This is a genomic window from Streptomyces sp. NPDC007025 (assembly GCF_042869455.1).
Classification (GTDB): Bacteria; Actinomycetota; Actinomycetes; order Streptomycetales; family Streptomycetaceae; genus Streptomyces.
This window is the reverse complement of the sequence record NZ_JBIAFT010000019.1, coordinates 25,048-45,800: the sequence shown is the minus strand read 5'-3', so window position 1 is coordinate 45,800 and position 20,753 is coordinate 25,048. Positions and strand designations below refer to the sequence as shown.

Genomic DNA, 20,753 nt, shown 5'->3' with positions numbered 1-20,753 from the left:
TGAATCCCTGGTGGAAACCCGCCCGGCAGCTCCCCCGAGGACCGCCGGACGGGTCTGTTGCGGCCGCTCACCGTACCGGGGCCAGCGGCTTCCCCCCTGACCCGCCTGCCCCCCGACGCGGCGGATCGTTGAGTAAGAGCATCGCCGAGAGCGATAAACGATTGATGAACGCCTGATAAGCGAGGCCGCGAGGCGCCTCTCAGTGCTCGGCCACCTGCGTCAGCAGCTCTCTGACCTCGGCGCTTTCCGGCGAACCGAGCGGCTCGAAGATGGCCAGCGCCTCCTCCAGGCAGGCCCGTGCGCGCCGGTACTGACCCAGCCGGGCCAGCGCCTTGCCCAGGACCACGAGGACCGTCGCCTTCCGCCACTCGCCGCCGATGACGCGCAAGGCGATGGCCTGCTCGGCGTGTTCGGCGGCGCGGGCCGCGTCCCCGGACAGCAGGTGCGCCTCGGCGATCCGGAAGTGGGTGACGCCCTCCCAGCGGGACTGCCGGCTGACGTGGAAGATCTCGCGCGCCTCCGTGAGATGCCGCAGTCCCTCCTCGCTCCGCCCGGCGGCCGACAGCGCGGAGCCCAGCGTGTAGAGCGCGTTGGCCATCCGCAGCGTGCTGCCCATCTCCTCGTAGACGGCCACGCCCTGCATGGCCAGCTCGACCGCGCTGTCGTGCCGCCCCAGCGCGGTGTGGACCCGCGAGAGGTTGCACAGCGCGCTCGCCTCCGAGGGCCGGTTCTCGTCGGTACGGAAGGCCAGGATGGCCGCCTCCAGATGGCTCTCCGCCTCCTCGTGCCGGCCGAGGTAGGTGGCCAGGATGCCGAGGTCGTTCGGCGCGTAGGAGCAGGAGAGCGGGTCGCCGGCGGAGCGGCCCAGTTCCAGGGCGCGCACCGCCTCCGCCTCGGCCTGCGGGAACCGCCCGCCGAGCGCGTGGGCATGGGTCAGCATGATGCCCGCGCGCGCTCCCGGGAGGGCCTCGTGCGCCTGCTCCGCGGCCTCCCGCACCGCTGCCGCCGCCCGCTCGTATCGGAGCGAGTGGACGCCGGAGTCCGCGAGGTCCTTGGTGGCCACCAGCAGATCGGCGGCCGGACGCAGGGCCCCGAGGGAGGCCGCCTGCCCGATCGCCGCCATCAGGCACTCGCCTTCGGTGAAGAGCCACTCCAGGGCGCTCTCCTGGCCGGGGAACGCCAGCCCCTCGCCCACCGGCGGGCCGAGATGGTCGACGGTCCGGTCGCGGGGATGGTCCCAGGCGAACACGTGTCGCGCCGTGGCCAGGTAGAAGTCCAACAGCCTGGACCGTGCCGCCGCGCACTCGCCGCCGGGCTGCTCGTCCCGCTCCGCGCACGCGCGGGCGAAGAGGCGCACCAGGTCGTGGAAGCGGTAGCGGCCGGGCGCTGCGGACTCCAGCAGGGAGGTGTCCACCAGCGACTCCAGCAGGTCCTCGCTCTCCTCCGGAGCGCGGTCCAGGAGGGCCGCCGCGGCGTCCAGGGAGATGTCCGGCCCCTCGGCGAGACCCAGCAGCCGGAAGGCGCGGGCCTGTTCGCTGTCGAGCTGGCCGTAGCCGAGTTCGAAGGTGGCCTTCACGGCCTGGTCGCCGACCTGGAGCTCGTCCAGCCGGCGGCGCTCGTCGCCGAGCTTGGCGGCGAGCGCGGAGACGGTCCAGGTGCGGCGGGCCGACAACCGGGCCGCGGCGATCCGGATGGCCAGCGGCAGGAACCCGCAGGCCGCCACCACGTCCATGGCGGCCTCGCGTTCGGGGAGCACCCGCTCCGCGCCGACGATCCGGGTGAAGAGCGCGAGGGCCTCCTCGGGGTTCATCACATCCAGGTCCACCAGGTGGGCGCCGGCCAGGTCGACCATCCGCGCCCGGCTGGTCACCAGGGCCGCGCACCCGGAGGTGCCGGGCAGCAGGGGCCGCACCTGGGCGGCGTCCCGGGCGTTGTCGAGCAGGGTCAGCACCCGGCGCCCGGCCAGCAGCGAGCGGAACAGCGCGGAGCGCTCCTCGGTGCCGCTGGGGATGGCCGAGTCGGCGACGCCGAGCGCGCGCAGGAACGAGCCGAGCACGGTCTCGGGGTCGACCGGGGCGGCCCCGGCGCCCTGGAGGTCGACGTAGAGCTGGCCGTCGGGGAACCGGTCGGCGGCGGCGTGCGCCACATGGATGGCGAGGGTCGTCTTGCCGACACCGCCGATGCCCGCGACGGCGGAGACCGCCATCACCGTCCCGTCGGTCTGCGCCAGTTCGTCGCCGAGTTCGGCCACGAAGGAGGCCCGCCCGGTGAAGTCGGCCACGGTCGCCGGGAGCTGGGCCGGCCGGGTGGCCTCGGCGCCGGGTGCGGACGGGTCCTCGGCCGACTGGTAGGCCAGCTCGTCGTCGGCCTCCAGGATGCGCTGCTGGAGTTCGGACAGCTCGGGGCGCGGGTCGACGCCGAGTTCGTCGGCGAGCAGTTTGCGGGTGTCGGCGTAGACGGCCAGTGCCTCGGCCTGCCGTCCGCTGCGGTACAGGGCGAGCATCAGCAGCTCCCGCAGCCGCTCCCGGAGCGGGTGCGCGGCGGTGAGCGCGGTCAGTTCGCTGACGGCGTCGGCGTGGCCGCCGACCTGGAGGTCGAGGTCGAGTCGCAGCTCCAGCAGGCCGAGCCGCCACTCGCCGAGCCGGACGCGCTGGTGTTCGGCGTAGGGGCCCGGGACGTGGGCGAGCGGTTCACCGGCCCACTGGGCGAGCGCGGAGTGATACAGCTCGCGGGCCGCTTCGCGGTCGCCCGCCGAGGCCGCTTTCTCGGCGCGTACGGCGAGTTCGTGCGCCTGCTCCGCGTCCAGTGTGGCCTCGGGGCCGGTGCGGACGGCGTAACCGCCGGATTCGCTGACCAGGATCCCGGCGGCGGAGCCGAGGGCCTTGCGGATGCGCGAGGCGTAGGTGCGCAGCGCGGCCTTGGCCCGCTCGGGCGGGTCCTCGCCCCAGATGGCGTCGATGAGCTCCTCGGCGGTGCAGGTGCGGCCGCCGGGCAGCAGCAGCGCCGCCAGCAGCGCCTTCTGCTGGGGCGAGCCCATGGTCAGCTGCTGGTCCCCGCGCCAGGCGCGGACTGGACCGAGCACAGTGAAGTGAAGCTGGTTCCCCTGACGCTCCGTTCCGACCTGATCCTGGTCCCCGGCGCCCATTGGTGTGCCCCCTGCGAATCCGCACTCCTCCGTTCCCCGCACGGGTCAGTCTGCCTTGTTCTCGGCAATTCCGTCAGCCGAGTAGCGGCCTCTCTACGAACCCTTCGAATTCGGAGGGGCAACGGACGGTCGCGGAAGGTGTCGGGCGCAGGGCGCGTGGAAGGTCGGTCCGACATCGCCACGGCGGCGCGAACTCCCCCCGCACGCCCGTCCCTTCGACGGCAGCCCTGCCTGCGGAACGTGTGGGGCGCCTCGTCCGCGGCCGCGCCGTCGATCCGCTCGTCCTGCGGGCCGAAACACGGCGGCCCGGACCCTGAACGGGCCCGGGCCGGTGTGTGCGGAACGTGCCGCCCGCCCCGCTACCGGGGGACGCCCGCCTGGTCCGGGCTGACGGGACTGAACCGCGCCGGCAACGAGACCAGCCCGCGCTGGAAGGGGCCCGGACGCCAGCTCAGCTCGTCGTAGCGCACGGTCAGCTCGATGTCCGACAGCCAGGCGGTGAGCCGCTCGATCGCGGTCGTCGCGATCAGCAGCGCGGGCTGCTGCGCGGGGCAGGCGTGCGGGCCCGCGGCCCAGGCCAGATGCGCGCCGCCCCCGGAGCCGGCGGCGCCCGTGCTCTCGCCCGGCGCGGACCGCCCGCTCTGCGTGGACGCCGCCGCGTAGGAGACCAGCACGAGCTGGCCCGCACGCAGCCACACCCCGTGGAAGTACACGTCGCGGCGGGGGTAGTGGGCCGAGTAGTTGGCCATCGGCGGCTCGTTGCGCAGCACGTCGTGCAGCGCGTCGCGGGCCGTGAGCGCACCGCCGGAGAGGTTGCCGTAGTAGCGGTCGTCGACCAGCATCCGGCTGAGCGAGTTGCCGATCAGGTTGGACAGCGGCTCGTAGCTGGCGGCCAGCGTCAGCACGATCTGCTGGACGACCTCCTCGGCGCTCAGCCCGGCCGGGTGCTGCATGAACCAGGACGTCAGGTCCTGCCCGGGCTGCCGCTGCTTGAGCTGGGTCAGCTCGGTGACGTAGCGGGTGTAGGCGGCGTCGGCGGCTGCCGCCTCCTCGGGGGTCTTGCTGTCGAACATGCCCATGATGCCCTGGATCAGCAGCTCGCTCTCCTCGTCGGGCATGCCGAACGCCCGGTTGAAGTAGAGCAGCGGCAGCAGGCGGGCGAACTGCCCGATCAGGTCCGCCTGGCCGTCCCGCGCGAAGTTCGCGATCAGGGTGTCGGCGACCTCCTGGACGTCCCGCCGCATCTCGTGCGGCTCCTGCCGGCCGAAGCTGTCGGAGATCACCTTCCGGTAGCGGGCGTGCGTCTCGCCGTCGGTGAACAGCGCGTTGGGCCTGCCGCGCAGCATCGGCATCACGGCCGAGTCCTCCGGCACGCTGTCCAGCCAGATGCTGGAGTCCTTCGACCAGGTGGCGGAGTCGTGCAGCAGGTCGAGCGCGGCCCGGTAGTCGATCACCAGCATGGCGCCCACTCCGGGGGCGATCTCCACGGGGGCGAGGGCGCCGTACTTGCGCAGCCGGTCGTAGACGGCGTACGGGTCCGCCGCGAACTCCTCCCCGTACAGCGGGGTGACCTCGTGGTTGGGCCGGGAGAGCGGCGGCGGCATCTGGCCGGAGTGCGGGTGCCCCGGCGCTGGGACGGTGCTCAAGAGGGCTCCTGGGAGGGCTGCGGCTGGCTCTGCTGTTGCTGGTCGAGGGCTTCCAGGACGTGGCTGACGAGCGCGATCAGCGCGTCCGCCGACTGGCTCCGGTCGCGCGCGTCGCACACCACCAGCGGGGTGTCCGGGTGCAGGTCGAGGTGGTCGCGCAGGGTCTCGGCCTGGTGCTGCGGGGAGTCGGGGAAGGAGTTGACGGCCACCGCGTACCGCAGCCCCGCCTCCTCGATCATGTCCATCACCTCGAAGGAGTCGGCGAGGCGACGGGTGTCCGCGAGCACCAGGGCGCCCAGTGCGCCCCGGGCGATGTCCTGCCACAGCGGGCGGAACCGGCGCTGCCCCGGAGTGCCGAACATGTACAGCACCAGATCCCCGGGCAGGGTCAGCCGCCCGAAGTCGATGGCGACCGTGGTGGTGGTCTTGTCCCGCACCCCGGCCAGGTCGTCGACCAGCGCGCCGGTGCGGGTCATCACCTCCTCGGTGTGCAGCGGCTGCGTCTCCGACAGCGAGCGGATGAAGGTGGTCTTGCCCACCCCGAACGGCCCCGCGACCAGCAGCTTCACCAGCGTCTGCGGCTTGTCGTCCAGGTATATGGAGCCTGCCGGCGCCGCGGAGCCCGACGGGGTCTCCGGACTAGGAGGACTTGAGAGTGCGGAGTCCATTGAGAACTTTCTCCAGAATCTGCCGCTCCGGCAGTTCGGCGTCGGGAATCGGGGCGCGGGCCATCAGCCGGCCCGCGTCCACCAGGTCGGCCACCAGGACCTTGACCACACTGACCGGAAGCCGCAGATGCGCGGCGGCCTCGGCGAGCGACAGCGCACCGCCGCGCAGCAACTCCAGCAGCCGGATCTCCTCCGGGCGGAGCCCGGAGACCGTCGCGGGATCCGCCGCGCCGTGCAGCACGGTGAGGCGGTCGAGGGTGTTGCGGCTGGGCCGGGCTCGTCCGGTCGTCGCCAGATACGCAGGCACCAGGCGCCTGCCGTCACGGGGCGGCGGAGTCATGTGGTCGTGTCGTTCCTCGCCGGGCTGCTCATGGTCTTCGCACCCAGCGACGCGACCTGTACCTGCATCTGGTGAGTGACCACGCCCATGTTCACGTCGGGGCCGGCGAAGACGGCCAGCGTGGTGTTCTCACCCGCGGGGATGGCGAAGACCCAGCCGTGGTCGGACTCCACCACGGTCTGGCGCAGCCGTGCCTCGAACGACCCGGCGAACGCCGCCGTCGTCGTCCGGGCCGCGCCCTGGAGTGCGGAGAGCATCGCGGCCACACCCTCCGCGGCGTCCCGCTCCAGGTGCGGCGAGCGTCCCTCGATGAGGCCGTCGCCGGAGATGACGGCCGCGTGGACGACGTGCGGCAGCTCCAGCAACGGGCCCAGCACCCATGAGGTGTCGTCCCGGAGTGCCCTGCGTGCGGGGATTGTCATTCCTGCGGATTCCCTTCAGCGGAACGGGGACCGGCGTAGTGGTCGTCGGCGACCGCGGAGCCGTGTCGGGGGGACGGTGCTGCGGACGCCGGGCTCACGCCATCCGCCTCGGCGCCCTCGTCGACCGCCGCGCGTCCCGAGTTGGTGCCGCGCTGGAAGGCCGCCCAGCGCTCCGCACTCTGCTCCGGCGACGCCTGCGGCTGCTGCGGGGCCTGCGGCGGCTGCGCGTGCCGCCCGGTCGACTGCGGTGCTTCGCCGGCCGGCGCCTGGCCCGAGGCGTCCGACGGGGCCCCCAGGGTGACGTCGGGCACCGGCCTGCGGCGCCTGCGGCGCGGCAGGTCCTCGTCGGCGGGCGCGGCCTGCTGGGCGGCGTCCGGCCCGGGCTGCGCGTACGCCGAGGCGGTGGTGCCCGCCGCGGGTTCGGCCTGGGGCGGGCGCTGCGGCACGGCGTGCCCGGGCAGCGCGGAGGGGACCGGCGGGGCGGCGCTCGCATTGCTGCGCGGCACCGGGGCCATGGGGGACATCGGCTGCTCCTCCTCGTCGAGCAGCGTCAGCAGCGGGTCGCCGGGGATGTGGACGATGGCGCGTACACCGCCGTACGGGGACGGCTCCACGGACGCCGTGAAGCCGTACTGCCGGGCGAGCTGCCCCACCGCGGCGAAACCGGTCTTGGGCGGGTCGCCCAGCTCGGTCAGGAGCGTGTTCTCCTGGCCGGACATCATGCGCTGGGCACGTTCCAACTCCTCGGTGTGCATGCCGACACCGGCATCATCGATGATCACCGAGGCCCCGCGGTTGCCCTGCTGGATCGTCACTGCCACGGGGAGCTCGGGGTGCGAGTAGTGCAGCGCGTTGGCGAGCAGCTCGGTGAGGACCACGGCGCCGGGCTCCACGGCCCGCGCCACCACGCCCACCGGGTCCCGCAGCTGGTTGGTCACCTGGACGCGCTCGTAGCCGCTGAGCCGGGACATCGCGCCGACGACGATGTCGCCCAGGTGCGAGTTCTGCCGGGTCAGACCGGGCCAGGCCCCGCAGACGATCGCGGTGGACTGGATGCGGCGCAGCGCCTGTTCGTTGAGGAAGTCGGCGGCCAGCAGGTCCTCGGCCACGAACGGGTCGTCGTAGCGCTCCTGCATCGTCTGCAGCCGTGTCTGGAGCTGGTAGAGCAGCGCCTGGATGGTCGTCGTCGCGCCCCGCATGGAGGCCTGGGCCGCGCCGTCCACGCGCAGCCGCTCCTTGGTGACCGCGTTGCTGACCTGTTCCAGTACCGCGGTCAGCGCACGGTCCAGCTCGGTGCCCTGGATGCCCGGGTCGAGCAGGCCCCGTACGGGGACGTTGGGGTGGGCGAGCGCGGCGGTCAGGTCCGGGACGCGGGCGGCCGCGAGGTGCCGGACCTCCGCCTCGGTCGCCTGCGCCCGTCCGGCGAAGGCCGCCTGCTGGCGCAGCGCCTCCTGCAGATCCTTCTCGGCGGTGGCGGAGCGCTGCCGCAGCCGCTTCGCCTCCCGCGCCGAACGCGCCAGCAGGAGGGCGAGTGCCACGGCCGCCGCCGTCCCCACGGACAGGATGACGGTCAGCGCCACCGGTATCTCGGTCATCGGCGTCCTTGAGCGATTGGATTGTCGTGCGGGCCGGCCAGTCCGCGGACTGCTCGCGAACTGATCAGTGAACAGCAGTCGTGCCATGTTCCCTCAGTGGCGCAGCGCGCGCAGCCAGATGCGGAATCAGTACTCCTGATTACCGAGCGCAAACGCGCCACGCGGCGCTGAGGCTAGCACCCCTGAGCGATTGTCCGGCACTTGGCCGATCGTGCGGAGCCCGGACACCGCTGCGCGGCACCAGGTCTGACGTCACGTCATACAATGTGGAGCATGCGGTACCGGGTCCTCCTCCCGCCGCACGGCCCGCGGCATCCGGCTCCCGGGCCCGATCTCGCCGCGGAGTGCGCTGTGCCGGCTCCGCTGCCGCCCTCGCCTCTCCGGCCGCCGGTGGGCGCGGCGCCCTGCTCGGCCGTGCCGCCGCCGGCGGACCGGTCACCCGACGCGGCGAGGGCGGTGCTCCGCGCCCGACCGCCCCTCCGCCGGGTGGCTCGTGGGCAGAGTACGCGCGCCGGGCAGGGCCGCGAGGAGTCCGGGACGTTCCGCGTGGACTTCGCGGCGCGCCAGGGGCCGCCGCCCGGGATCGGTCGGCACGGGCTTCACCCGGCTCCGGCTTCGCCTTCACCGCCGGCGGTCGGCACGCGGAGGAGGCGCCCGGCCAACTGGGCGCCAGGAGCAGGGGCTTCGCACCGCACCGGCCGATCGCCGGGTGCGTCCCCGCAGCCCCGGGTGCCCGGTGCTCCGGTGTACTCGGATACTTGTTCGCCTGTGTGCCCGGCTGTCCGTCCGTGCCCGGCACATGCGCGCGCGGGGACGGTGTGCCCGGCGGGCGGGCTCGTGAGCGGGAGCTCCGGCGGCGGGGTGCCCGGCACTCAGGACGCCACTATTTGCTCCTTCGCGCGTGGAACGTCAGTGCCGGTGAATGCGGCAGTGTGCCGGATTCCGCCAGGAAGACTTCGCAAGTCCTCCCGGTGTCGGTGATCCGTTCTTCACTCTTCCTTCACGAGTGCGGCGCCTTCCCACCCGCCCCACCGCGAGGTCCGGTCCCCCCGGGCTCTGGCGCCGCGACCCGGAGGCCGTCGGCACCAGATGGCGGAATCCGACGAGTCGGCAGGCGGCCTTCAGCTCGCCACAGCGCCGCGTCCGCCGGCGCCCCCAGCGTGCGCGCCCTGCCTGTGATCCGGCGCTCCGGGCCGGCCGGGGCCCGGAGCGCCGGGGCGTGCCACCCGGCCGCTCCCGGCGCCACGAGCACCGCCGGAGTCCGCAGGTCACCCCGCTCCCGGCCGTCCGCGCCGCGGGCTACGCTCGGAGGATGACCTCACACGGACAGACGCCGACGGCCAACGCGATGCGGCGGGCCCTGAAGCGGGCGCGGGACGGGGTCGCGCTCGACGGGACGGAAGCCGCGGTGCTCCTCCAGGCGCGGGGCGACGACCTCGCGGACCTCACCGCGTCGGCGGCCCGCGTGCGGGACGCGGGCCTGGCGGCGGCCGGCCGGCCCGGTGTCATCACATACTCCAAGAGCGTCTTCCTGCCCCTCACCAGGCTGTGCCGCGACAAGTGTCACTACTGCACCTTCGTCACCGTGCCCGGCAAGCTGCGCCGCGAGGGGCACGGGATGTACATGTCGATGGACGAGGTCCTCGACATCGCGCGCCGCGGCGCCGAACTGGGCTGCAAGGAAGCGCTGATCACCCTCGGGGACAAGCCCGAGGACCGCTGGCCCGAGGCACGCGCCTGGCTGGAGGCCGAGGGGTACGACGACACGCTCGCCTACGTCCGTGCGGTCGCCATCCGCATCCTGGAGGAGACCGGCCTGCTGCCGCACCTCAACCCCGGGGTGCTGTCCTGGACGGACTTCCAGCGGCTCAAGCCGGTGGCGCCCTCCATGGGGATGATGCTGGAGACCACCGCCGAACGGCTGTGGAGCGAGCCGGGCGGCCCGCACCACGGCTCGCCCGACAAGGAGCCGGCGGTGCGGCTGCGGGTGCTGGAGGACGCCGGCCGCTCCAACGTCCCGTTCACCAGCGGAGTGCTGATCGGCATCGGCGAGACGTACGAGGAGCGTGCCGATTCGCTGTTCGCGCTGCGCCGGGTGCAGCGGGCCTACCACGGTGTCCAGGAGCTGATCATCCAGAACTTCCGTGCCAAGCCGGACACCGCGATGCGCGGCATGCCGGACGCGGAACTGGACGACCTGGTCGCCACCGTCGCCGTGGCACGGCTGCTGCTGGGCCCCTCCGGCTGCCTCCAGGCCCCGCCCAACCTGGTGGACGCCGAGTACGCGCGGCTGATCGACGCGGGCATCGACGACTGGGGCGGCGTCTCCCCGCTCACCCCCGACCACGTCAACCCCGAGCGCCCCTGGCCGCACATCGACGAGCTGGCGGAGCACAGCCGTACGGCCGGATTCGAGCTGCGCGAGCGGCTGGCCGTCTACCCCGAGTTCGTCCGGCGCGGCGAGCCCTGGCTGGACCCGCGGGTGCTGCCGCACGTACAGGCGCTGGCCGACCCGGAGACCGGGCTGGCACGTGCCGGGGTACGTCCCGAGGGGCTGCCCTGGCAGGAGCCGGACGAGGGCTTCACCCCGATGGGCCGTACCGATCTGCACCGCAGCATCGACACCGAGGGCCGCACCGGCGACCGCCGGGACGACTTCGACGAGGTGTACGGCGACTGGGAGGAGCTGCGCGAGCGCGCAGCTCCCGGGATGGTGCCCGAGCGGGTCGACGCGGACGTACGCGAGGCGCTCGGCCAGGCCGCCGAGGACCCCACGCGGCTCACCGACGAGCAGGCCCTCGCCCTGCTGCACGCCGACGGACCGGCGCTGGACGCGCTCTGCCGCACGGCGGACGACGTGCGCCGCGACGCCGTCGGTGACGACGTGACGTACGTGGTCACCCGCAACATCAACTTCACCAACGTCTGCTACACGGGCTGCCGCTTCTGCGCGTTCGCGCAGCGCCGCACCGACGCCGACGCCTTCACCCTGTCGCTGGAGCAGGTCGCCGACCGCGCCCAGCAGGCGTGGGACGTGGGCGCGGTCGAGGTGTGCATGCAGGGCGGCATCCACCCGGACCTGCCGGGCACCGCCTACTTCGACATCGTCCGCGCGGTCAAGGAGCGCGTCCCGGGCATCCATGTGCACGCCTTCTCCCCGATGGAGGTGGTCAACGGCGCCTCCCGCACCGGCATGTCCGTCCGCGACTGGCTGACGGCCGCCAAGGAGGCCGGGCTGGACTCCATCCCGGGCACGGCCGCGGAGATCCTGGACGACGAGGTCCGCTGGATCCTCACCAAGGGCAAGCTGCCGACGGCGACCTGGCTCGATGTCGTCACCACGGCGCACGAGGTGGGCCTGGGCTCGACGTCCACGATGATGTACGGGCACGTGGACCAGCCCCGGCACTGGCTTGGGCATCTGCGGCTGCTGGCCCGCACCCAGCAGTCCGCGCGGGAGAAGGGGCTGGCCGGCTTCAGCGAGTTCGTGACGCTGCCCTTCATCCACACCAACGCGCCCGTCTACCTCGCCGGTATCGCCCGCCCCGGGCCCACGGCCCGGGAGAACCGCGCCGTCACCGCCATGGCCCGGCTGCTGCTGCACCCGTGGATCCCCAACATCCAGACGAGCTGGGTCAAGCTCGGCACCGAGGGCGCCGCCGAGATGCTCCGCTCCGGCGCCAACGACCTGGGCGGCACCCTCATGGAGGAGACCATCTCCCGGATGGCGGGCTCCTCCTACGGCTCCTACAGGTCCATCAAGGACCTGGTCGCCATCGCGGACGCCGCGGGCCGCCCGGCGCGTCCGCGCACCACCGGCTACGGCGAGGTCCCGGCCGAACGCGTCGCGACCGCACACGCCTCGGACGGCCGGCTGCCGGAGCTGCTGCCGCTGGTGTGACGCCGCGCCGGCGGTCCCGGTCCCGGAAATCCGGGAGCGGACCGGACGGCTCCCACGGCCCTCCTCCGTCCGGCCGGATCCTTGACTAGAGTGCGGGGCCACGAACGGAGGAGGGGCAGCGGATCGTGACAGGCGCGGGCGGCGGGGACGGTGGCGTGACGGCCATATGGGGCCGGTCCGAACAGCAGGACTTCCGCAGCCGGGTGCGCGGCTGCCTACTGGGCGGGGCGCTGGGCGACGCGCTCGGCGCCGGGGTCGAGTTCGACTCACTGGCCGCCATCCGCCAGAAGTGCGGCCAGGAGGGCGTCACCGACTATGTGCCCGCCTACGGGCGCAGAGGAGCGGTCACCGACGACACCCAGATGACGCTGTTCACCGTCGACGGTCTCATCCGCGCCCATGTGCGCCGGGACACCGGAGCGTGGCATCCGCCGACCGACGTGCACGCCGCCTACCGCCGCTGGGCCGCCACCCAGCGCGACTGGGGCCCGGACGAACGCCGCGCGGACGACGGCTGGCTCGCCCGCCAGGAGTGGCTCTACGCCCGCCGGGCACCGGGCAACGCCTGCCTCAGCGGGCTGGCGGACGCCCGCATGGGCACCCTGGAGCAGCCCAAGAACCCGGAGTCCAAGGGCTGCGGCACGGTCATGCGCTCGGCGCCGTTCGGGCTGCTGGTCGGCTGGGAGCCGGGGCTGGTCTTCCAACTCGCGGTGGAGTGCGCCGCCCAGACGCACGGGCACCCCACCGGCTGCCTGGCCGCCGGGGCCTTCGCCGCGATCGTCCACACCCTCGCCCGGGGCGAGGACCTGGACACCGCCGTCCAGCGCGCTCTGGTGCAGCTGGCGGCCCGGCCGGGGCACCAGGAGACGACCGACGCGCTCAAGCGCGCACTGGGCGCCGTCCGCCAGGGCATGCCCTCGCCGGAGCGGGTTGCGGCGCTGGGGGAGGGCTGGACGGCCGAGGAGGCGCTGTCCATCGGGGTCTACTGCGCGTTGGTCGCCGAGGATGTCCGGCACGGTCTGCTGCTGGCCGTCAACCACGGCGGGGACAGCGACTCCACCGGTTCCGTCTGCGGGAACCTGCTGGGCGCCATGCATGGGGAAACGTCACTTCCGCCGGGCTGGGTGGCCGAGGTCGAGGGCCGCGCGACGATCCTGGAGCTGGCCGACGACTTCGCCATGGAGATGACCCAGGGCCCCGCGCTGCACGAGCCCGGCACCGCGTCCCCGGGGTGGCTGGCCCGCTACCCGCACCCGCGCGCTTAGCCCTCCGGCCGGAGCCCGCCGGAGGCTGCCGGCCGGATATCACCGGAGTCCGCCGGACGTGCCCGCGATCCGGCGGGGCTCCCCGCGAGCGGTTCCGGCCGCCCCCCGCGGACGGCCGGTCGCTGCCGTTCCCGGTGCACCGCCGTCGGCGCGCGCGGTCCGGCCGGAGTCACCCGTCGATCGGCACGGCGTGGCCGCTGACCCGCACCCGCGCGTCGTCCGGCGCGGTGCGGACGGTCAGATCGCTCGGCCGCCCCATGTCCTCGCCCTGCCGCACGGCGACCTCACCCGAGGCGGGCAGCAGGCCGAGGGTGCGCAGATAGCCGCCGAAGGCGGCAGCCGCGGCGCCGGTGGCCGGGTCCTCGACGACCCCACCGACGGGGAACGGGTCCCGGGCGTGGAAGAGCTCGTCGCTCTCCCGCCAGACCAGGTGCACCGTCGTCCAGCCGTGCTGCCGCATGATGCCGGTGAGCGCGTCGAAGTCGTAGTCCAGGTCGGCCAGCCGGGCCCGGGAGGCGGCGGCGAGCACGAGATGTTCGTTGCCGCCGAAGGCCACGTGCGGGGGCAGCGCCGGGTCCAGGTCGGCGCGGTCCCAGCCCAGCGCCGCGAGCGTGGCGTCCACCTCGGCGTCCCGTGCGGGACGCGACCTGGTGGGGACGCTGGTGAGCGCCGCCCGCACGGCACCGCCGTCGTCGGCCGCGGTCGCCACCCGGATCTCGCCCGCGGGTGTCTCGAAGACCAGTTCGCCGGGGCCGAGCAGCCCGGCGAGGGCCACCGAGACGGCAACGGTGGCGTGCCCGCAGAACGCGACCTCGGCGAGCGGGCTGAAGTAGCGGAGCGTGAAGCGGCGCCGCTCGTCGTCGCGGGCGGTGACGAACGCTGTCTCGGAGTACCCGACCTCGGCGGCGATCGCCAGCATCTGCCGCGCGTCGAGGTGCGCGGCGTCGAGGACGACCCCGGCCGGGTTCCCGCCGTCGGGGTCGGAGGTGAACGCGGAGTAGCGGAGAACGTCCGCACCGGCGGTGGCTGCGGAGGGCGAGGAGGGCGCTGAGGCTGCGAAGGGCGCGGAGCCCGCTGAGGAAGTCATGCCTGAACTTTTGCACTCGCGTGTCATTAATGCCAACGATAGTTACGCATGCGCGCGATCGCGTATTGCGATGGCATTGCTAGGGTCCCGGGGATGGACACCCGGCTGCTGGAAACCTTCGCCGCGCTCGCCAGAACCGAGAGCTTCACCGGTGCCGCCGCCGAACTGCGGCTCGCCCAGTCAACGGTCACGGTGCAGATCAGATCCCTGGAGAAGACGCTGGGCACCCGGCTCTTCGACCGGCTCGCACGGGGAGCGCTGCTCACCGACGCGGGGCGGCGGCTGCTCGCCCACGCCGAGGAGGTCCTGGAGGCCGAGTCACGCCTGCTGGCGGCCGCCACCGAGGACGGCCCGGTCAGCGGCACCGTGGTGGTCGGCGCCGGCGAGACGCTGTGCTCGGCCCATCTGCCCGCGGTGATCGTCGCGCTGCGCCGCTGCCACCCGCGGGTGGAGGTGCACCTGGAGCCGCACGGGACCGCGGACGCCGTGGCGGCGCTGCGCGCGGGCAGACTGGACTGCGCCCTGCTGCTGGAGGACGTGGTCGACCAGCCCGGCGTCACGGCCGAACGCGTCGCCGAACAGCCCCTGGTCCTGCTCTGCGCCCCCGACCATCCGCTGGCCGGCCGCGAACGGACGGCGACCTGGCAGGAGCTGGCACGGGAGAGCTTCTTCCTCCACGAGCAGGGCTGCTCCTACAGCGACCAACTGGCCGCGCGCCTCCAGGCGGTCGCCGGTACCCCGCCGCGGCTGACCCGGTTCGGCAGCATCGAAGCCGCACGCTCCTGCGTGGCGGCCGGGCTCGGACTCACCGTCCTGCCACGCGCCAATGTCGCCGCTGCGCTGCGCGACGGCCGCCTCGCCGAGGTGCCCGGCCCGTCCCTCCCGCACATCTCCGTCCATCTCGCCCGCCCCCGGCGTCGTCGGCCCTCCCGCGCGGCGCACGCCGTAGCGGCCCAGATCGTCCGGCACTTCCAGGGCGAGGGAACGGACCCGGCCGCCGGCCCTGAGTCACCCGGCTGATCCCGCGCCGGCTTCTCCGGCGGTGCCGAGCCCCCTCGGCCGGGACGGCGGGCCAGTCGAGAGGGCTCCGGTGCACGGATGCGGGCACGGTCCAGCACGGGGCGGTCCTGCCGCCGGCGCTGTCCGGACTGCTGCTGCCGGCCTCAGGCCCGGCCGGTCGCGGAGCCCCCGGAGCTCACTCGGGCCACGAACGTGTCCCACGCCTCCGGCAGGAAGCTGAGCGCGGGTCCCTGCGGCTCCTTGGAATCCCGTACCGCCACCGTGCGCACCGACGGCGACTTCACCTCCACGCAGGCCCCGTTGCCCGTGGAGTAGCTGGACTTGGTCCAGGCATGGGTGGTTCCTTGCTGAATCGGCATGTCTGCTCCGGTTCTTCCGGGTTGTTCCTGACGTGCGAACGACATTACGCGGCGATTCGGGCGCGCGGCGTTGTCGTTCACTCAACCGGATGGCATATTCCAAGCAGCTCTTCACATCGCGGTGCGCTGCGGTGTAGCCTCCCCGCTTTTTCCTGCACTTCCTCCCGGCACATGCCGGACGGCCCGGCAGCTCCAGCCGCCGGGCCGTCCACTCCGCGAAACCGTGTTTCCCGGTCCTCCCCGTGCGCGGGGCTCGCGCTTGGCGCTCAGCCCCGCGCGTACTCCTTGGCCACGTCCTCGATGAACTCGCGCGTCTGGTCCGGGTTCAGCGCCTGCGCCCGCAGATGCTCGTACATGACGCTGTAGTTCTGCACGTCGTTCGCCTTCTCCAGGTACAGGTCACTGGTGACGCCCTCGAGATAGATCACGGTCGAGTCCGTCGCCTCCGGGAACTCCAGAATCGCGTACTGCCCGTTCACCCCCGGATGCGCGCCCATCGAGAACGGCATGACCTGGAGCGTCACATGGGGCTGCTGCGACATCTCGTTGAGGTACTCGAGCTGCTCGGCCATCGTGTGCCTGCCGCCCACCTCGCGGCGCAGCACCGACTCGTCCAGCACCGCCCACAGCCGCAGCGGGGTGCGGTCCTCCCGGATGCGCTCCTGGCGGCGCATCCGGACCTGCACCCGGCGCTCGATGTCCGCCGCACCGGCCTCCGGCAGGGCGCCGGCGACCACCGCTTCCGCGTACGGCCGCGTCTGCAGCAGACCCGGCACGACCTGGGGCTCGTAGACGCGCAGCGAGGCGGCGTCCGTCTCCAGGCCGATGTAGACGCTGTAGGGGATGTCCCCGAACGCGTGCCACCAGCCCTGCTGGCGCGACTCCTTCGCCATCTGCATCAGCGAGTCGACTATCCGCCGGTCCTCGACCTCGTAGACGCCGCACAGATCGCGCACGTCCCGCTGGCTGATGCTGCGGCGGCCGTTCTCCAGCCTGCTGATCTTCGACTGGGAGACCAGCAGCCGGTCCGCGACCTCCTCCGCCGTCATGCCCCGCTGCTCGCGCAGACGGCGCAGTTCCTGGCCGAGTCGGCGACGCCGGACTGTGGGGTTGACGTTCGACGCCACGGGACCGCACCTCCGTGTAAGTACGACTACTCCAGCAGACTGCCACCAACATGTGCGCCCGCGCTGGAAAATGACAACAGAGAGTGCGGATTCGAGTACAGCAGCGGCCGCGTGCGGGGACGAAAACGCATGCCCGGGGACGCGGATCCGGTCGTCGCCGTGGGACGGCCGGACCGCGAGCCCGCGCAGGCGTCCTGGTGCCCGCACCACTCCGAGGGCGCACCGACCGACGGCCGGCGCGGCGGTCCGCGGCCTGCCGCGGGCGTCGGATGCGCCCCGCAGGCGCGCGGCGCCCGCCGCTCCCGTGCGGTGCCGTACGTGCTCGGGTGCTGTGCGTGCTCGTGGTGCTGTGCCGTGCTCGTGGTGCCGTGCGTGCTCCGGAGGATGCCCTGCCTCCGGCTGGTGCCGTGCCTCCGGCCCGTACGGAACGGTCCGGACGGTGGCGACGGTCAGCGTGCTCCCGCTCGGACCATGCCGCCCGCCATGTGCCGGGACTGCTCCGGCAGATGCCGGGCCGGACCCGCAGCGGACGCCGTCGCGCGCGCGGCCGGGCGCCCCGGCGAGGGTCCGCTCGCCGCGCTCGCCTGGGCTCGCCGCGGCTGCGCCCCGACACCGTTCTGGACGTCCATCACCGCGTGCGCGACGAGGCCGCCCATCGGGTCGTGCCTGATCAGGTCCCGCAGCCGGGATCGGCAGGACCGTCCCTCGTTGCCGGGGTAGAGGTGCTTGCCGAGTCCGACCGCGTGGGCCAGCGCGGCGAGCGCCGCTGTCCGCGGGTCCGGTGGGACGCCGGTGCGGATCGCGGTGTCGAGCCGGGCCCTGATCTCCCGGCTGATGGCTGTCTCCGTCGCCTGGTAGCGCGTCGTCGGCAGCACTCCGCACATCTGGCCGGAAACGGCGTGCACCATGCCACACCGTTCCAGATGTGTGAGATAGGTTTGGCGCAGCCCCAACCGGGGCCCGCCGATCCAGTGGACCGCGCGCACCGGGCTGCCGCGCCTGCGCAGCAGTTCCAGCGCCGAGTCCAGCGTCGGATCTCCGGTCGGCCGTGGCAGCACCACGGCGATACGATCCCCATCAGGGGCTATCCGTCCGGCCAGAGCCAGCTCCACTAGCTGCGCTCCGGCCAGGCCGAGGTCGAGCGACTGCGGCTGCGCCGTGGTACCCGTGGCCGGGTCCAGGGCGAGCAGCAGCAACTCCTCGGGAATTGTTCTGCGGCTCCTGCCCATCCATGCCTCCCCGCGTGGATGAATGACAGGGTGACCCCTCTCACAATGGTCTGTCGAGAGTGCGCGGACCTTATGGGAGGGAACCAGTAGGTATGTCGTTCTCGTCTGCTGCAAGGGGAGGCCCGGGAGGCCGCCCTCCGGGGGAGTGCCGCCACGCCGGTGGCGCCCTCGGTGCATAGGACACTGTTAACTGGTATGGCGAGCGGCGAGCAGCAGCATCAGGAGGCATCGGTGGCGGGCGAATCCCCCGACAGGTCGGAGCGGGAGAGGTCGTCGGGGGAGACGACGGGGAGCGGCGGGTCGGTTGCGCGACCCGACGAGACGGCTGAAAAGAAGCCGTCGCCGGGCTCCGCGGGGCAGAACGGCGCGGGGACGACGACCCAGGACGCCGCACCCTCGGTGATTCCCTCCCCAGCGCCCCCCGCCGGGGAGTCGGACAGCACGACAGGAGCGGACGAGCCGAGCGGGGCGTCCGGGCCTGCGGACGAGACTGCGGACTCGGACGAGACCGCTGACTCGGACGGGGCCGCGGCGCAGGGCGATGCCAAGGACGAGCGGCTGAAGTCCGCCGTGGCCGCCTGGGTGTCTGGCGACAGCGCTCCGGAGCGGCCGGACGGCGCCTCGGACGGAGCAGGCGATGCCCCGGACGGCGCCTCGGACGGCGGGGACCGCGACGCCGCCGGGAAGGCTGCCGACGGCGCTCCTGTCACCGATCTGCCCTACCGGCCGAAGCCGGAGGGCGAGACGCCTGCGGACGCCTCCGCAGCTGACGCGGACCAGGGCGGCGCGGCCGCACCGGCCGCGCAGGGCGACGCGCCGACCGCCATGTTCGGCGTCGTCCGGCGCGGGGGCGACACCCCGGACAAGAGCGAGGATGCCGCGGCCGCCGACCGTGCCGAGCGGTTGACCTCGGCGTTCTTCGGGGCCTCCAAGGGCGCCGGAGATGCCGCGGACGGCGAGGACGGCGACGGGACCGGCAAGGCCGACGGGACCACCCAGAACGGCGGCCACGCGAAGGCCGTCGACCAGCCGACCGCTGTCTTCCGCGCGCCGGACACGAAGCCGGGCCAGGGGTCCGCCGGTGCCGACGGCGGCAAGAGGACGGACCGGCCCGAGCAGCCCGGAGGAAAGGGTTCGGCTGCCCCCGCGAGCGCCCCCGACCCCCGCGCACGGGGCGGCGAGAGCGACACGGCCGACGAAGCCGGCAAGACCGGCAAGGCCGGTGACGGAAAGGCCGGCAACGGCAAGGAAGGCCAGGAAGGCAAGGACGCGAAGGACGGCGGGGAGGCCCGGCGGGACGGATCCGCCGCGGGCCGGACCGGCGCCTCGGAGTCGGACGCCGAGCGGACCAGCCAGTTCGTCCCGCTCCGGTCCACGGACGAGCCCCGGACCGCCGCTCAGCCGGCCCCGCCGGAGGCGGGAGCCGCCGCGGCGGCTCCCGGCAGACCGGCGTCGCCTCCGGCGCCCCCCGCCTCGACCACGGCGAACCCGTGGGCGACTGCCTCGGCCGCGCCGCCCACCGCGGGCGCGTCCGGCACGCAGGCACCGGCCTCGAGCCCCGCGGAGAGCGAGCCGGAGCGCACCCGGCAGCAGCCGATGCCGGGCAGCCCGGAGGCGGCGGGGAGCGGCGGTGGTCAGCAGCAGCCGCTGGACCTGCTGGCGCAGCTCACCAACAGCCCGCCGCCGCCCGAGACGCCGATGCGCACCTTCACCCGCCGGGTGAAGATCTGGACGCCGCTGGTGCTGCTCCTCGTAGTGATCTTCGTGGTCGTGCAGGCGGTGCGCCCGCTGCCGGATCCGGAGCTGTCGATGACGGCTTCCGGCACGTACACGTTCAAGGGTTCCGAGCCTGCCATGCCCTGGCCCTCCGAGGGGCAGGCGGTGATCGACGTGGACGGTCTCGGTTCGTTCGGCAGCCATGGCAAGCAGAAGCCGGTGCCGATCGCGAGCGTCGCGAAGGTGATGACCGCCTACGTCATACTGCGCGACCACCCGGTCAAGAAGGGGTCGAAGGGCGAGATGATCCCTGTCGACCAGAAGGCCGAGGACGAGGCGGGGCTGAGCGCGCAGAACGAGTCGACTGTCAAGGTCAAGGCCGGTGACAAGATCACGCAGCGTGAGGCGCTCGACGCCATCATGATCGCCTCCGCGAACAATGTGGCACGGTTGCTGGCGCGTTGGGACGCCGGGTCGGAGAAGGCGTTCGTGAAGAAGATGAACGCCGCCGCCGAGGACCTGGGCATGGCCAACTCGCACTACACCGACCCCAGCGGACTGACCGCCTCGACGGTGAGCACCGCCGCCGACCAGGTCAAGCTGGGCAAGAAGGTGATGGAGAGCCCGCTGTTCCGAGAGGTGGTGCGGCAGCCCTCCTACCAGGACGCCAACGGCAAGAACCAGTCCAACTGGAACAGACTGGTTCCGATGGACGGTGTCGTGGGCATCAAGACGGGCACGACGACGAAGGCGGGCGGCAATCTGCTGTTCGCGGCGGAGAAGGAGATCGGAGGCACCAAGCAGTTGATCATCGGCGCGGTGCTGGGCCAGTATCAGCCCTCGATCCTGGACACCGTGCTCGCCGCCAGCAAGAAGCTGATCGATGCCGGCCAGGACGCGCTCACCGCGCGGAAGGTGGTCGAGAAGGGCCAGGTCGTCGGCTATGTGGATGACCAGTTGGGCAATCGGACCCCCGTGGTGGCCACCAAGGACGTGACCGCCGTGGGCTGGCCCGGCCTCAAGGTGAAGCTCGCACTGACCGACAGCGGGAAGACGATCCCGCACGAGGCCGGTCCGGGCACCAAGGTCGGCAGCCTGACCGCGGGTGACGGTCCGGGCCAGGTCAAGGTGCCCGTCGCGCTGCAGGACGACCTGACGGAGCCCGGGTTCGGGGACAAGCTGGCCCGCGTCGGCTGAACCATTCCGTGCCGCACTGCGTCCCCCGTTCCGGTC

At 73.2% G+C, this 20,753-nt stretch carries 14 protein-coding genes; 4 read left to right on the top strand and 10 right to left on the bottom strand.

Annotated elements, in window-relative coordinates; all coding sequences use genetic code 11:
• Positions 1-199: 199 nt before the first annotated feature.
• From ACFYMO_RS29655 to ACFYMO_RS29630, 6 genes are all read right to left on the bottom strand, one after another.
• Positions 200-3,145, bottom strand: coding sequence for a BTAD domain-containing putative transcriptional regulator (locus tag ACFYMO_RS29655; RefSeq protein ID WP_366771114.1), 2,946 nt, complete (start codon positions 3,143-3,145; stop codon positions 200-202).
• 359 nt (positions 3,146-3,504) lie between these two features.
• Positions 3,505-4,791, bottom strand: a complete 1,287-nt coding sequence (locus ACFYMO_RS29650) for a cytochrome P450 (protein WP_366771113.1) — start codon at positions 4,789-4,791, stop codon at positions 3,505-3,507.
• The gene (locus ACFYMO_RS29645; RefSeq protein ID WP_388550259.1) at positions 4,788-5,459 is read right to left on the bottom strand and encodes an ATP/GTP-binding protein; all 672 of its coding nucleotides are present in this window, start codon (positions 5,457-5,459) and stop codon (positions 4,788-4,790) included. The genes ACFYMO_RS29650 and ACFYMO_RS29645 overlap by 4 nt, the downstream gene beginning before the upstream one ends.
• A complete protein-coding gene (locus ACFYMO_RS29640; RefSeq protein ID WP_019359527.1) occupies positions 5,431-5,799 on the bottom strand; it encodes a DUF742 domain-containing protein in 369 nt (122 codons plus the stop codon). Before ACFYMO_RS29640 ends, ACFYMO_RS29645 begins: the two co-directional genes overlap by 29 nt.
• Positions 5,796-6,221: a roadblock/LC7 domain-containing protein gene (locus ACFYMO_RS29635; protein ID WP_019359528.1), complete on the bottom strand. Its 426-nt coding sequence runs from the start codon at positions 6,219-6,221 to the stop codon at positions 5,796-5,798. The genes ACFYMO_RS29640 and ACFYMO_RS29635 overlap by 4 nt, the downstream gene beginning before the upstream one ends.
• A complete protein-coding gene (locus ACFYMO_RS29630) occupies positions 6,218-7,816 on the bottom strand; it encodes an ATP-binding protein (RefSeq protein ID WP_366771112.1) in 1,599 nt (532 codons plus the stop codon). The genes ACFYMO_RS29635 and ACFYMO_RS29630 overlap by 4 nt, the downstream gene beginning before the upstream one ends.
• A gap of 1,312 nt (positions 7,817-9,128) precedes the next feature.
• Between ACFYMO_RS29630 and ACFYMO_RS29625 the strand changes: the two genes are divergently transcribed.
• Together ACFYMO_RS29625 and ACFYMO_RS29620 are read left to right on the top strand one after the other, a co-directional pair.
• Positions 9,129-11,717, top strand: coding sequence for a bifunctional FO biosynthesis protein CofGH (locus ACFYMO_RS29625; protein ID WP_388550255.1), 2,589 nt, complete (start codon positions 9,129-9,131; stop codon positions 11,715-11,717).
• 125 nt (positions 11,718-11,842) lie between these two features.
• A complete protein-coding gene (locus ACFYMO_RS29620; RefSeq protein ID WP_366771110.1) occupies positions 11,843-12,982 on the top strand; it encodes an ADP-ribosylglycohydrolase family protein in 1,140 nt (379 codons plus the stop codon).
• A 169-nt stretch (positions 12,983-13,151) separates the two neighbouring features.
• On the opposite strand, the gene ACFYMO_RS29615 is transcribed toward ACFYMO_RS29620, so the two are convergent.
• Entirely contained in the window at positions 13,152-14,069 is a 918-nt protein-coding gene (locus tag ACFYMO_RS29615) for a PhzF family phenazine biosynthesis isomerase (RefSeq protein ID WP_366771109.1), read from the bottom strand.
• A gap of 93 nt (positions 14,070-14,162) precedes the next feature.
• Between ACFYMO_RS29615 and ACFYMO_RS29610 the strand changes: the two genes are divergently transcribed.
• The gene (locus ACFYMO_RS29610; RefSeq protein ID WP_366771108.1) at positions 14,163-15,089 is read left to right on the top strand and encodes a LysR family transcriptional regulator; all 927 of its coding nucleotides are present in this window, start codon (positions 14,163-14,165) and stop codon (positions 15,087-15,089) included.
• A gap of 143 nt (positions 15,090-15,232) precedes the next feature.
• Here the strand turns inward: ACFYMO_RS29610 and ACFYMO_RS29605 are convergent, their stop codons facing one another.
• From ACFYMO_RS29605 to ACFYMO_RS29595, 3 genes are all read right to left on the bottom strand, one after another.
• Positions 15,233-15,448, bottom strand: a complete 216-nt coding sequence (locus ACFYMO_RS29605; RefSeq protein ID WP_366771107.1) for a DUF397 domain-containing protein — start codon at positions 15,446-15,448, stop codon at positions 15,233-15,235.
• 266 nt (positions 15,449-15,714) lie between these two features.
• Positions 15,715-16,575 carry a helix-turn-helix transcriptional regulator gene (locus tag ACFYMO_RS29600; RefSeq protein ID WP_026005133.1) on the bottom strand — a complete coding sequence of 287 codons (861 nt, stop codon included), beginning with the start codon at positions 16,573-16,575 and terminating at the stop codon, positions 15,715-15,717.
• Positions 16,576-17,024: 449 nt separating this feature from the next.
• Complete coding sequence (locus ACFYMO_RS29595) at positions 17,025-17,804, bottom strand: GPP34 family phosphoprotein (protein WP_366771106.1); 780 nt, start codon at positions 17,802-17,804, stop codon at positions 17,025-17,027.
• A gap of 195 nt (positions 17,805-17,999) precedes the next feature.
• Here ACFYMO_RS29595 and ACFYMO_RS29590 point away from each other — a divergent pair, with 195 nt between their 5' ends.
• A complete protein-coding gene (locus ACFYMO_RS29590) occupies positions 18,000-20,717 on the top strand; it encodes a serine hydrolase (protein ID WP_388550249.1) in 2,718 nt (905 codons plus the stop codon).
• Positions 20,718-20,753 lie beyond the last annotated feature (36 nt).

What these genes read in the sequence shown, in the direction of transcription:
- ACFYMO_RS29655 (WP_366771114.1), bottom strand. Translation starts at nt 3,145, where the DNA reads ATGGGCGCCGGGGACCAGGATCAGGTCGGAACGGAGCGTCAGGGGAAC.
- ACFYMO_RS29645 (WP_388550259.1), bottom strand. Translation starts at nt 5,459, where the DNA reads ATGGACTCCGCACTCTCAAGTCCTCCTAGTCCGGAGACCCCGTCGGGC.
- ACFYMO_RS29640 (WP_019359527.1), bottom strand. Translation starts at nt 5,799, where the DNA reads ATGACTCCGCCGCCCCGTGACGGCAGGCGCCTGGTGCCTGCGTATCTG.
- ACFYMO_RS29635 (WP_019359528.1), bottom strand. Translation starts at nt 6,221, where the DNA reads ATGACAATCCCCGCACGCAGGGCACTCCGGGACGACACCTCATGGGTG.
- ACFYMO_RS29630 (WP_366771112.1), bottom strand. Translation starts at nt 7,816, where the DNA reads ATGACCGAGATACCGGTGGCGCTGACCGTCATCCTGTCCGTGGGGACG.
- ACFYMO_RS29625 (WP_388550255.1), top strand. Translation starts at nt 9,129, where the DNA reads ATGACCTCACACGGACAGACGCCGACGGCCAACGCGATGCGGCGGGCC.
- ACFYMO_RS29615 (WP_366771109.1), bottom strand. Translation starts at nt 14,069, where the DNA reads ATGACTTCCTCAGCGGGCTCCGCGCCCTTCGCAGCCTCAGCGCCCTCC.
- ACFYMO_RS29610 (WP_366771108.1), top strand. Translation starts at nt 14,163, where the DNA reads ATGGACACCCGGCTGCTGGAAACCTTCGCCGCGCTCGCCAGAACCGAG.
- ACFYMO_RS29605 (WP_366771107.1), bottom strand. Translation starts at nt 15,448, where the DNA reads ATGCCGATTCAGCAAGGAACCACCCATGCCTGGACCAAGTCCAGCTAC.
- ACFYMO_RS29595 (WP_366771106.1), bottom strand. Translation starts at nt 17,804, where the DNA reads ATGGGCAGGAGCCGCAGAACAATTCCCGAGGAGTTGCTGCTGCTCGCC.
- ACFYMO_RS29590 (WP_388550249.1), top strand. Translation starts at nt 18,000, where the DNA reads ATGGCGAGCGGCGAGCAGCAGCATCAGGAGGCATCGGTGGCGGGCGAA.